The following is an 11631-nucleotide window of genomic DNA, read 5'->3' as shown; positions in this document are numbered from 1 at the left end:
ACTTATAGGTTCTGGTTTGGCAGCTGGTTATTTTTTAGGAGGAGATTAATATGATGAAAGATTTGAACAACTATCGTGAAATTTCTAATAAGGAATTGCAAGAAATAAAGGGTGGCTTTGGTGTAGGTGTTGGTATCGCTTTATTTATGGCAGGTTATACTATCGGGAAAGACCTTCGTAAAAAGTTTGGTAAGTCATGCTAGATAAAAGACACATTTTTAGAAGGATAAATTTTATTATCTTCATCTCTTACAGTTTGCTCAGTATTCTCAATGATTTAAACATTACTACTATCCCTTTACCAATTGATCTATCTGTTTGTATTGTTTTATTTTTATGCTTCAACTCTATTTTTGAGCAGAACAATGACTCCCATAAAAATAATAAGCTCTGAAAATTCCACTGTCATGTCATTTTAGAAAAATGCAAAGATCACCTCATCTTGATAGATGGGGTGGAATTTTTCGTATCGTAAATCTACTATCTATATATCCCCAAACAAAAAGCCCCAGCATAAGCGGGGCATCTAAGCATTTAATCCAAAGTAAAATACAAACCAAACGACATAGGTTACGAGGAGGAGAAAAAGCGAGTAGAGAGTCACAAAGGTAATTTTCCACAAGAACTTGGTTTGTCGTCGTTCCAGTTTGGCAAATAGAAGATTCCCTCCATAAACGCAAGCAACAAAAACAATAAAAGCTACCAAGCGAGCTCCGATAGCAAAAGCAAATAAGTTATACATAGGGCAACCTCCTTGACTTAAAACTATATGGAATTATGACAAGCAATAAATTTCACTCCCGTTGTCAATATAACACACTTTCTTTATTTTTGCAAGCGCTTACTAAAGAAGCTGACCTGTGACTTTCTCGTTTCCGTCTTTTACTAATTTTTCATTTTGTGGTATAATTGAAATAATTGTAACGAATCAAGGTCAATCTAGACACAAAATGGAATGAAATCAAGCAAATCTCTGCTAAAAGTTTGGAATAAGCTGACCTGTAAAATAGAAAGGAACTATATGATTTACAAAGTTTTTTATCAAGAAACAAAAGAACGTAGCCCACGCCGTGAAACAACACGCGCACTTTACCTAGACATCGATGCCAGCTCAGAACTTGAGGGTCGTATCGCTGCTCGCCAACTTGTCGAAGAAAATCGCCCAGAGTACAATATCGAGTATATCGAACTCTTGTCTGACAAATTGCTAGATTACGAAAAAGAAACTGGCGCCTTCGAAATCACGGAGTTCTAATATGGCCTATACTCTTAAACCTGAAGAAGTCGGCGTTTTTGCCATCGGTGGTCTGGGAGAAATCGGGAAAAACACTTACGGAATTGAATACCAAGATGAGATTATCATCGTCGATGCTGGGATTAAATTCCCAGAAGATGACTTGCTGGGTATCGACTATGTCATTCCTGACTACTCATACATCGTGGACAATATCGACCGCGTCAAGGCTGTTTTAATCACACACGGACACGAGGACCACATCGGTGGGATTCCTTTCCTGCTCAAGCAAGCAAATGTCCCTATCTATGCTGGACCACTTGCCTTGGCTTTGATCCGTGGGAAACTCGAAGAACACGGCCTCTTGCGCAACGCCAAACTTTACGAAATCAACCACAACACTGAGTTGACCTTTAAAAATCTCAAGGCAACTTTCTTTAGAACGACTCACTCTATTCCAGAGCCTTTAGGGATTGTCATTCATACTCCTCAAGGGAAAATCGTCTGTACAGGTGACTTTAAATTCGACTTTACTCCAGTTGGAGAACCTGCAGACTTGCACCGTATGGCTGCTCTTGGTGAAGAAGGCGTGCTCTGTCTCCTGTCTGACTCAACAAATGCAGAAGTGCCAACCTTTACCAACTCTGAAAAAGTCGTTGGTCAGTCCATCATGAAGATTATCCAAGGTATTGAAGGACGTATCATCTTTGCATCCTTTGCCTCAAATATCTTCCGTCTCCAACAAGCAACAGAAGCTGCTGTTAAGACTGGACGCAAGATTGCGGTCTTTGGTCGTTCGATGGAAAAGGCCATTGTTAACGGAATCGAGCTTGGCTACATCAAAGCTCCTAAGGGAACCTTTATCGAGCCAAATGAAATCAAAGACTACCCTGCAGGCGAGATTCTTATCCTCTGTACAGGTAGTCAGGGCGAGCCTATGGCAGCCCTCTCTCGTATCGCCAACGGAACCCACCGTCAGGTGCAACTCCAACCAGGCGATACGGTTATCTTCTCTTCTAGTCCAATCCCTGGAAACACTACTAGCGTCAACAAGCTGATCAACATCATTTCAGAAGCTGGTGTCGAAGTTATCCACGGTAAGGTTAACAATATCCATACATCTGGACACGGTGGCCAGCAAGAGCAAAAACTTATGCTCCGCTTGATTAAGCCAAAATACTTCATGCCTGTCCACGGTGAATACCGCATGCAAAAAGTCCACGCTGGACTAGCAGTAGATACTGGTGTTGAGAAGGACAATATCTTTATCATGAGCAATGGTGATGTGCTTGCACTTACCGCAGATTCTGCTCGTATCGCAGGTCATTTCAACGCCCAAGATATCTATGTCGATGGAAATCGTATCGGTGAAATCGGCGCAGCTGTCCTCAAAGATCGTCGTGATCTATCTGAAGACGGTGTCGTTCTGGCAGTCGCAACTGTTGACTTCAAATCGCAGATGATTCTGTCTGGTCCAGACATCCTCAGCCGAGGCTTTGTCTACATGAGAGAGTCTGGCGACCTGATTCGCCAAAGCCAGCGTATCCTCTTCAATGCAATTCGTATCGCACTGAAAAACAAGGACGCCAGCGTACAATCCGTCAACGGTGCCATTGTCAACGCTATTCGCCCCTTCCTCTATGAAAATACAGAACGTGAACCGATTATCATCCCTATGATTCTCACACCAGATGAAGAATAAAGCAAGAAAACAGCCCCGTCTTCGGAGCTGTTTTTCTCTATGCTTTCTTTTTAGATTAAAACTCAATAAAAATCGAAATCAGACTAGAAGGCTAGGCGAAAGCATAACTTAAGTTAGCTCCCATAGTTCGGGGAACTATGGGAGGCTGGAGATGAATCAAAGCCAAGCTTTGAACTCATTCGTAAGAAGCCGACGACGTATCATTTTGATTTTTGAAGAGTTTTAGAAATACTACGATTTTTACCTTCCAAATACACCATCAAAATAGAAATATCTGCTGGGTTTACTCCCGAAATACGGCTGGCTTGGCCGATGGTTTCTGGATTGATGAGTTTGAACTTCTGACGGGCTTCTGTCGCGATAGAATCAATGTCATCCCAATCGATATTGACTGGAATGCGTTTTTCTTCCATGCGTTTCATCTTGGCAACCTGGTCCATGGCTTTGGAAATATAGCCTTCGTACTTGATTTCTGTTTCAATCAATTCGATAATCTTGTCATCCAAGTCTTCTGCAGCTGGTCCGATGAAGGCCACCACATCTTGGTAAGAAACTTCTGGACGGCGAAGGAATTCCTTTGCTGTCACCGCATCTGTCAATGGCTTGAAGCCCATCTCCTCAACCTTGGCATTGGTTTCCTTGACTGGCTTGAGTTTGATACTGTCTAGGCGCTTCATCTCTTTGTCAAATTGATTTTTCTTGATTTCAAAACGAGCCCAGCGTTCATCATCCACAAGGCCAATCTCGCGTCCCATCTCTGTTAAACGCATATCGGCATTGTCATGACGGAGAATGAGACGGTATTCAGCACGACTGGTCAAAAGACGATAAGGCTCAATGGTTCCCTTGGTCACCAAGTCATCAATCATGACCCCAATATAACCGTCACTACGCTTCAAAATCAACTCAGGCTTGCCTTGGACTTTCAAAGCCGCATTGATCCCAGCTATAATCCCTTGGCCTGCTGCCTCTTCGTATCCTGATGTTCCATTTGTCTGACCAGCAGTGAAAAGTCCGGAGATTTTCTTGGTTTCCAGAGTCGCACGCAACTGGTGTGGCAAGACCATGTCATACTCAATGGCATAACCTGTCCGCATCATTTCAGCATTTTCCAAACCTTTGATAGAATGAACCAGCTCACGCTGGACATCCTCAGGCAGACTAGTTGATAGACCTTGGACATAAACTTCCTCTGTATTGCGCCCTTCTGGCTCAAGGAATAGTTGGTGGCGCTCCTTATCCGCAAAGCGTACAATCTTGTCTTCAATCGACGGACAGTAACGAGGCCCCACTCCCTTGACAACACCTGTAAACATAGGCGCACGGTGGAGGTTGTTTTGGATAATCTCATGACTGGTTCCATTGGTATAGGTCAACCAGCATGGCACTTGGTCCTTGACATAATCCTCATCACGTGAAGTGTATGAGAAGTGATTAGGCGCTTCGTCCCCTGGCTGAATTTCTGTCACATCGTAATTGATAGAAGAAGCCTTGACACGTGGAGGGGTTCCTGTCTTGAAACGACCAATTTCGAGGCCCAATTCCTTGAGGTTATCAGCTAGGTTAATCGAAGCTAGGCTGTGGTTAGGTCCTGATGAGTACTTGAGGTCTCCGATGATGATTTCCCCACGTAGTGCAGTCCCTGTAGTCACGATAACGGCCTTGGCAGCATATTCTTGATGGGTCGCTGTACGCACACCGACAACCTTGCCGTCTTCCACCAAAATCTCATCAATCATGGTCTGACGAAGGGTCAGATTCTCTTGATTTTCAACCGTCTTGCGCATTTCCTTAGAGTAAAGCTCCTTGTCAGCCTGCGCACGAAGGGCACGAACGGCTGGACCCTTCCCCGTGTTGAGCATCTTCATCTGGATGTAAGTCTTGTCAATGGTTTTGGCCATTTCGCCACCGAGGGCATCGACCTCACGCACAACAATTCCCTTGGCAGAACCACCGATAGAGGGATTACATGGCATGAAAGCCAGCATTTCAATGTTGATGGTCGCAAGCAAGACCTTACAGCCCATACGGCTAGCAGCCAAGGAAGCCTCTACCCCAGCGTGTCCCGCACCAATTACAATAATATCGTATTCTTCTGTAAAATTATAAGTCATGTTTCTCTCCTATTCCTCAAGATGAATGTGTCTTAGTTGGCCGTCCCATTCTGGTAGGGCTGTTTTTAAAAAGGCTGGAACTAGCTGGATATTCTGGAGCTGATCCAAGTCAATCCATTCACAGGGCTGCGATTTTTCATCTTCCTGCATGGTCAATGGGGCGTCCTCAAGTAAGTCCACCAAATAATGAAACTCGATATTGTGATAGGAAACACCGTCTTGTTCAAAACGATTTTCAACCACGAAAGCTAGTTGCCCAGCTTGAGCTCGGACACCTAATTCTTCCCTCACTTCACGAACTACTGCGTCTTCTGTGCTTTCATTGACTTGAATTGCACCGCCAATAGTATAATACTTGCCCTTATCTTTGGTGACTAGGAGCTTGCGATTTTGGAGAATCAAGGCTGTCGCCCGAACGCCAAAAACCGTATTTCCCACTTTTGTCCGAAAGTCTTGTTGAGTCATTTTTGTCCTTTCCTCTAAACGACACAAAAACAGTCAAAACTCCAAAGAAGTGCAGGACAAAAAAGCCTGCAACATCCATGAGCTTTGACCATCATTCCTATTGCTCTTATTATTGTAGCAAATTAAGAAAATTTGTCAATCTATATGTACTGACAAACCTGTCCGTCACGGTAGGCATTGTCAATCAAACCACCCCCTAGACACTCATCGCCATCGTAAAAGACGACAGCCTGTCCTGGCGTTATCGCACGTTGCGGTTCCGCAAAGATGACCTCTGCCTTGTCTCCCTTGACATGTACTGTCACCTTAGAGTCAGGCTGACGGTAGCGGAATTTAGCCGTACATTCTAGCGTAAATTCCTCTGGCATGTCACGAGTAAAGTGAACCTGACTGGCCTCTAGGCTGGTTGACATGAGTGAATCATGGTAGAAACCTTGACCGACATAGAGGATATTCTTGCTCAGGTCTTTTCCAACAACGAACCAAGGAGCATTGTCACCACCGTGTTGTCCACCGATACCGAGTCCGCCACGCTGACCGATTGTATAGTACATAAGGCCTGCATGCTCGCCCATATCGCGACCATCCACAGTCATCATGCGACCAGGCTGAGCTGGTAGGTAGTTGCTGAGGAAGTTTTTAAAGTTCTTTTCTCCGATAAAGCAAATCCCTGTCGAGTCTTTCTTCTTGGCAGTCGCAAGTCCTGCTTCTTCTGCTAGTCTGCGAACTTCAGGCTTTTCCAAATGCCCCAGAGGGAACATAGTTTTTTGGAGTTGTTCTTGAGAAAGTTGGCTGAGGAAATAGGTTTGATCCTTGCCATTGTCCACGCCACGCAGCATGTGAACTGTCCCGTCCTCATCACGCGCTACACGGGCATAGTGCCCAGTCGCTACATAGTCTGCCCCCAAGGTCATGGCATAGTCCAAAAAGGCCTTGAACTTGATTTCCTTGTTGCACATGACATCTGGATTTGGCGTACGCCCTGCACGGTATTCCGCTAGGAAATACTCAAAAACGCGGTCCCAGTACTCTTTTTCAAAATTGACAGAGTAGTAGGGAATGCCAATCTGGTCTGCCACCGCAGCCACATCCTTGTAATCTTCGGTCGCCGTACAGACGCCGTTTTCATCTGTGTCATCCCAGTTCTTCATGAAGATACCGATCACATCGTAACCCTGCTCTTTAAGCAAGAGAGCCGTCACCGACGAATCAACACCACCACTCATCCCCACAACAACACGTGTTTTAGAGTTATCACTCATGGTAAGTCTCCCATCTATTCGTTTATTCACGATTGAAGGTCGTGTGTGCTTAACGATTGAAGGTCGCTTGAGCAGTATTCATTATAACATGCTTGGTTGAAGAAGACAAGAAAGAGGCTGATAATCTACCAGCCTCTCTGTAAATACATATATAATTGTTTAAAATGAGGATAATTTATACCTCAATACCTCTACTGCTTATTATCTTATTTATAAAATAAACTTGTTCGTAAACTAACTTCTAAATAAAACCACACAGTGATTCCAGTTTTGAATACAATCAAGCTGAAAGAAGCACTGTGTGGTTTTTGAATTTTTGAACGTTCAGAGATTAGCTTTTTGAGCAATTGTATATCAGAATGTTCTTTTATCTGTCAACAATCCGAGAAAATCTTGGCTCTTCAAGTCTGAGAAATGTTTGGCAGAAAGACTTCCTTTTTGAAGTCCATCATCTCTAACCTGTAAATAATAACTATGTTGGCTTGTTTTAATTGTCAAAAAATCGCCCAATATAAAAACATTTTTCCAGTTGCGAATCTCAAATTCTTTTATCTCTGATTTTGGAATGCGGATAAGTCCTTGTCGCAAATCACGATGATGCTCACTTGTGAAAGTCATCCCATTCCCAATATTTCTTATCAGTAGTTCATCTGGAGTTACCATCACCAGCGCTATTTTAGTTAAGAAAATTTCAACTGTTGGTGGTAAAATCGCTAGATTAAACCAAGGGTGTAAGTAGCGATAAGCTAAGAAATAGTTAGGTTCCTCACCCAATCCTAGTTGTTTATATAAGGCCTTGACCTCACTATCTAACCTCGCTTCAAAAGACACATCCGAATGCGCTTCTTCCTTCTTCTGATTAAAATAACGCATCCAGACTAGAAAATATATAAAGACTATAATAAATATTCCTGATAAGAGATATTTTACATTGTAGTTCATCACTTAACCTCCTGATTCACGACTTAATCTAACCAACATAGGGTAGGGATAACTTATATCATAGTATATTGAAATTAGAACAAGACGTATTGCTTTTTAGAGAATAGCTAAAAAGCAATACGAATATCTTAATTATGTTGTCTCTTCCTAATTCAATCTACTATAAAATACTTTTCCTACTATATGCGAACTAAGTTCCCCAACAAGAGATAGCATTTAATGCTACTCCTGCTACAACAACAGCTACATTAAATTTAGCTAATTGAGATGAGGTAAATTTAGATTATTAACTTTAGTAAACAAGAGAAATTACTATTTTTTCTTTTTATCATTGAAAAAATAAAAAATAAAATTTTCAATCATCAGTGTTACAATAACAAGTCCAATTAAATCAGTTAATTTTATCCTCATCCAAAACCAAATAATATAGGCTAAAACAGTACAAACCGTTACTGTATATTTTATTGTTTTAAATATCTTTCTACCCCCAGTTTATCGGTTATTCTATTCAATCTCTATAAGACCAATTTCAAAATATAATTTTAGCTGCCCTATTATATATTATTTAGGATTCCCCATTGGATGCAACTTCTTTCTTTATTAAAAAGAAACTCATCACATCGGCCATTTCCATGGGAAAACCGTAGCAATGCTGAATAAGAAAGCAAGAATAACTAAAAAACGAAAAACTTTTTTATTCATACTCTTTCCCTCCTATCTGTATTTCGTATCTATAGTATACCTCTTCTTTACTCTATTTTAAAATTAGTTAACTTTTTTCACACACTATTTGAGTTTTCTTTTTTACTATTTCTGTTACTATGATACAATATTTTTAATTGGATTTTATTATTTGTTAACTTTTTTCACGAAAAGGAGAAAATTATGCGTTATGATTTTGGAAAGGTCTATAAAGAAATACGTGAATCAAAAGGATTGACCCAAGAAGAGGTCTGTGGGGAGGTTCTCTCAAGAACCAGCTTATCAAAAATTGAAAGTGGTAAAGCAACTCCCAAATATGAAAATATGGAGTTTCTTCTCCGGCAAATCAATATGAGTTTTGAAGAGTTTGACTATATCTGCCACCTCTATCAACCGAGCCAACGAACAGAAATCATGCAAACCTATCTCAATATGAGCTCAACCCTAGGGACTAGTGAACTCGAAAAACTATTTCAAAAATGCCAAGACTATCTCAAAACCCACCACGACCTGCCCATAGAAGAAATCAGAGATATGTTGGAAATTGTCATTCATATCCGTCAACATGGTACAGAGCAACTGTCAAACCAAGTGAAACAGACTGTCACAAAACTTTGGGAAAAAATTGAAAAACAAGATACATGGTATGAAAATGACCTAAAAATCCTCAATACCATCCTTTTCAGCTTTCCCATTGAACACCTCCATCTCATCACTGAAAAAATCTTGCAACGCTTGGAAGTCTATAAAAACTATCAACATCTACATGACTTGCGAGTGACAATCCTACTCAACCTTTCCACTATTTACTTATACAATCAAGACAAAAACATGTGTAAGCAAATCTGCTATACTTTACTAGAGGACGCCAAGAACAAGAAAAGCTACGATAGGCTTGCTATCTGCTATGTCCGTATTGGGATTTGTAGGGATGATGCGAAACTTATTCAAAAAGGTTTCTCCCTTCTGGAGCTGACCGAGGAAACTTCTATGCTGTCTCATCTCAAAAAAGAAGTAGAGACCCATTATCAAGCGAAGGAAATATAAAAAAGTCGAGGGATTTCCTCGACCTTTTCATATTATTCTATTCGTTATTTCTTAATACCAGCCGTTGTTAAGCCAGAAATTTTTAGCTCTGCCAAGCCACATAGTGTGCTTACTACTATGTGTCCATGCCACCATGAATCGCCGAGAGGTTTAACGAGAAAGTATGACTTTTACGTTTATCCCAACTCAATTATGACATCTTTCTTTTAAAAAGTCAATACATCTCACTATTTTCAACGACAAGAAAGAGGCTGATAATCAACCAACCTCTTATTCTGAACCTATCAATCTATCACTTTCTAGCTTCATTCGCTTTCTTAGCAACTGCAATCTGGTATTTCACTTGGTCAAACCCTGTACCTCCCAAGGAATTTCGTCTTTGAACAGCAGTTTTAGATTGCAAGTAGACATAGATATCCTCGGCAATGAGGGAATGATAGGTTTGCAATTCCTCCAGACTCCAATCTTGGATATTTTTAGCAGACTTGATAGAGTCTAGCACTAATCTTCCCACAACCTCATGAGCTTCTCTAAATGGCAAGCCTTTCCCTGCCAAATAATCTGCCAACTCAGTCGCATTTGAAAAGTCCTTCTCTGTCGACTCTTGCATTTTTTCTTTGTTCACCTGCAAGCTAGATAACATACCTGCCAATACATCAAGGGAATTTAAAATCGTTTCGACCGTGTCAAACATTCCTTCCTTATCCTCTTGAAGATCCTTATTATAAGCTAAGGGCAAGGATTTCATGACTGTCAATAGTCCAAACAGATTCCCATAAACTCTACCAGTCTTTCCTCGAATCAGCTCAGCCATATCTGGATTTTTCTTTTGGGGCATAATAGAGGAACCTGTTGTAAACGTATCTGATAAGGTAATGAATTGGTACTCAAAGCTACACCAATTGATCATTTCTTCACAAAAACGGCTCATGTGCATCATCAGTATGCTGGCATTGGATAGAAATTCTAAGATAAAATCGCGGTCACTAACAGCATCCAAAGAATTTGTATAAGGTTGCTTAAACTCCAGCAAATCGCTAGACAATTGGCGATCAATGGGGAAAGTCGTTCCTGCCAAAGCTGCCGCACCTAGAGGGCATAAGTCTGTATGCTTCTGGTTAAATTCAAAACGTTCACTGTCTCTTTGAAACATATTGTAGTAAGCCATCAGGTGGTGGGCAAAACTAATAGGTTGGGCATGTTGCAGATGGGTATAGCCCGGCATGATCGTCTCCACATGATTTTCCGCCAAGTCTAATAAAACACCCTTGAGATGAGCCAGTTTATCTAGGACATGACCTAGTTGCTCCTTGAGATACAAGTGCATATCTGTCGCAACTTGGTCATTTCGAGAACGAGCTGTATGTAACTTCCCTGCAAGGGGACCAATTTTTTCTGTCAGTAATACTTCCATGTTCATATGAATATCTTCGTTTGCAATATCAAAGTCAAGTTGGCCTGCCTCTAGCTCTTCTAAGAGCTCTTTCAAGCCTGCTTGGATCTTTTCTGACTCCTCCAAACTCAAAATGCCCGTCTGACCCAACATCTGAACGTGGGCTAAGGAACCAATCACATCAAATTTAGCTAATTTCTGGTCAAAAGATATACTCGCACCAAAGCGCTCTACCCAGTCTTCGACAGTACCTTCAAAGCGACCACCCCATAATTTTGTATTCTTAGCCATATCACATCCACCTCTCTATCCAATCGCCCTATTTGGCGCTTTTTTGAACCTCAGAATAAACCTTGGTTGGAAGTCCCCACAACTTAATAAAGCCAACAGCTGCATCTTGGTCAAAGGTATCTGCACTGGTATACGTCGCTAAATTTTCATCATAAAGTGAATTTGGTGATTTCCGAGCCACGACCTGAGCGCTTCCCTTATACAGTTTAACTTTTGCAGTCCCATTGACAACTTTTTGAGTCTCTTTAATATAAGCAATCAAGGCTTGTGTAGCCGGACTAAACCACAAAGCATTATAAATGAGATTTGATAATTCATTTTCTATGATTGGTTTAAAATGAGCCACTTCTCTCACAAGCGTCAAATCCTCAATTTCCTTATGAGCTGTCAGCAAGGTCACTGCACCTGGACACTCATAGATTTCTCTTGATTTAATCCCAACTAAGCGATTTTCCACGTGGTCAATCCGTCCAACCCCA

Annotated in this window: 10 protein-coding genes and 1 pseudogene; 4 read left to right on the top strand and 7 right to left on the bottom strand. The window is 41.3% G+C overall.

Translation table 11 applies throughout. The annotated features are described in order from the left end of the window. The first annotated feature begins 50 nt into the window (after nucleotides 1-50). Nucleotides 51-203 carry a fratricide two-peptide bacteriocin subunit CibB gene (cibB, locus tag SMIDD26_RS00805; RefSeq protein ID WP_000974047.1) on the top strand — a complete coding sequence of 51 codons (153 nt, stop codon included), beginning with the start codon at nucleotides 51-53 and terminating at the stop codon, nucleotides 201-203. Between the two features lie 323 nt (nucleotides 204-526). Here the strand turns inward: cibB and SMIDD26_RS00800 are convergent, their stop codons facing one another. Continuing rightward, the gene (locus SMIDD26_RS00800) at nucleotides 527-742 is read right to left on the bottom strand and encodes a hypothetical protein (protein WP_023935522.1); all 216 of its coding nucleotides are present in this window, start codon (nucleotides 740-742) and stop codon (nucleotides 527-529) included. A 279-nt stretch (nucleotides 743-1021) separates the two neighbouring features. On the opposite strand from SMIDD26_RS00800, the gene SMIDD26_RS00795 reads away from it, so the two are divergent. Both SMIDD26_RS00795 and rnjA read left to right on the top strand, forming a co-directional pair. Further along, the gene (locus tag SMIDD26_RS00795) at nucleotides 1022-1255 is read left to right on the top strand and encodes a DNA-dependent RNA polymerase subunit epsilon (RefSeq protein ID WP_000639572.1); all 234 of its coding nucleotides are present in this window, start codon (nucleotides 1022-1024) and stop codon (nucleotides 1253-1255) included. A gap of 1 nt (nucleotide 1256) precedes the next feature. Next, entirely contained in the window at nucleotides 1257-2936 is a 1680-nt protein-coding gene (gene rnjA / locus SMIDD26_RS00790; RefSeq protein ID WP_004263010.1) for a ribonuclease J1, read from the top strand. Between the two features lie 200 nt (nucleotides 2937-3136). Here rnjA and mnmG read toward each other — a convergent pair whose 3' ends face one another. From mnmG to SMIDD26_RS00770, 4 genes are all read right to left on the bottom strand, one after another. Then, nucleotides 3137-5050: a tRNA uridine-5-carboxymethylaminomethyl(34) synthesis enzyme MnmG gene (mnmG, locus tag SMIDD26_RS00785; RefSeq protein ID WP_061438626.1), complete on the bottom strand. Its 1914-nt coding sequence runs from the start codon at nucleotides 5048-5050 to the stop codon at nucleotides 3137-3139. Nucleotides 5051-5059: 9 nt separating this feature from the next. Next, nucleotides 5060-5515, bottom strand: a complete 456-nt coding sequence (locus tag SMIDD26_RS00780) for an NUDIX hydrolase (protein ID WP_061438625.1) — start codon at nucleotides 5513-5515, stop codon at nucleotides 5060-5062. A gap of 140 nt (nucleotides 5516-5655) precedes the next feature. Further along, nucleotides 5656-6777, bottom strand: a complete 1122-nt coding sequence (mnmA, locus tag SMIDD26_RS00775) for a tRNA 2-thiouridine(34) synthase MnmA (protein ID WP_033684451.1) — start codon at nucleotides 6775-6777, stop codon at nucleotides 5656-5658. A gap of 354 nt (nucleotides 6778-7131) precedes the next feature. Next, nucleotides 7132-7719, bottom strand: a complete 588-nt coding sequence (locus SMIDD26_RS00770; RefSeq protein ID WP_061438624.1) for a hypothetical protein — start codon at nucleotides 7717-7719, stop codon at nucleotides 7132-7134. A gap of 885 nt (nucleotides 7720-8604) precedes the next feature. On the opposite strand from SMIDD26_RS00770, the gene SMIDD26_RS00765 reads away from it, so the two are divergent. Beyond that, entirely contained in the window at nucleotides 8605-9468 is an 864-nt protein-coding gene (locus SMIDD26_RS00765; protein WP_061438623.1) for a helix-turn-helix domain-containing protein, read from the top strand. 292 nt (nucleotides 9469-9760) lie between these two features. Here SMIDD26_RS00765 and argH read toward each other — a convergent pair whose 3' ends face one another. Further along, nucleotides 9761-11152, bottom strand: a complete 1392-nt coding sequence (argH, locus tag SMIDD26_RS00760) for an argininosuccinate lyase (RefSeq protein WP_061438622.1) — start codon at nucleotides 11150-11152, stop codon at nucleotides 9761-9763. A 28-nt stretch (nucleotides 11153-11180) separates the two neighbouring features. Further along, a pseudogene (locus SMIDD26_RS00755) lies at nucleotides 11181-11631 on the bottom strand (argininosuccinate synthase domain-containing protein); the annotation flags it as partial.

Source organism: Streptococcus mitis (assembly GCF_001579035.1).
Taxonomy (GTDB): Bacteria; Bacillota; Bacilli; order Lactobacillales; family Streptococcaceae; genus Streptococcus; species Streptococcus mitis_J.
This window is presented reverse-complemented; position numbering and strand designations above follow the sequence as displayed.

Excerpts from the sequence above, each read along its gene's own strand:
- cibB (WP_000974047.1), top strand. The coding sequence starts at position 51 with ATGATGAAAGATTTGAACAACTATCGTGAAATTTCTAATAAGGAATTG.
- SMIDD26_RS00800 (WP_023935522.1), bottom strand. The coding sequence starts at position 742 with ATGTATAACTTATTTGCTTTTGCTATCGGAGCTCGCTTGGTAGCTTTT.
- SMIDD26_RS00795 (WP_000639572.1), top strand. The coding sequence starts at position 1,022 with ATGATTTACAAAGTTTTTTATCAAGAAACAAAAGAACGTAGCCCACGC.
- rnjA (WP_004263010.1), top strand. The coding sequence starts at position 1,257 with ATGGCCTATACTCTTAAACCTGAAGAAGTCGGCGTTTTTGCCATCGGT.
- mnmG (WP_061438626.1), bottom strand. The coding sequence starts at position 5,050 with ATGACTTATAATTTTACAGAAGAATACGATATTATTGTAATTGGTGCG.
- SMIDD26_RS00780 (WP_061438625.1), bottom strand. The coding sequence starts at position 5,515 with ATGACTCAACAAGACTTTCGGACAAAAGTGGGAAATACGGTTTTTGGC.
- mnmA (WP_033684451.1), bottom strand. The coding sequence starts at position 6,777 with ATGAGTGATAACTCTAAAACACGTGTTGTTGTGGGGATGAGTGGTGGT.
- SMIDD26_RS00770 (WP_061438624.1), bottom strand. The coding sequence starts at position 7,719 with ATGAACTACAATGTAAAATATCTCTTATCAGGAATATTTATTATAGTC.
- SMIDD26_RS00765 (WP_061438623.1), top strand. The coding sequence starts at position 8,605 with ATGCGTTATGATTTTGGAAAGGTCTATAAAGAAATACGTGAATCAAAA.
- argH (WP_061438622.1), bottom strand. The coding sequence starts at position 11,152 with ATGGCTAAGAATACAAAATTATGGGGTGGTCGCTTTGAAGGTACTGTC.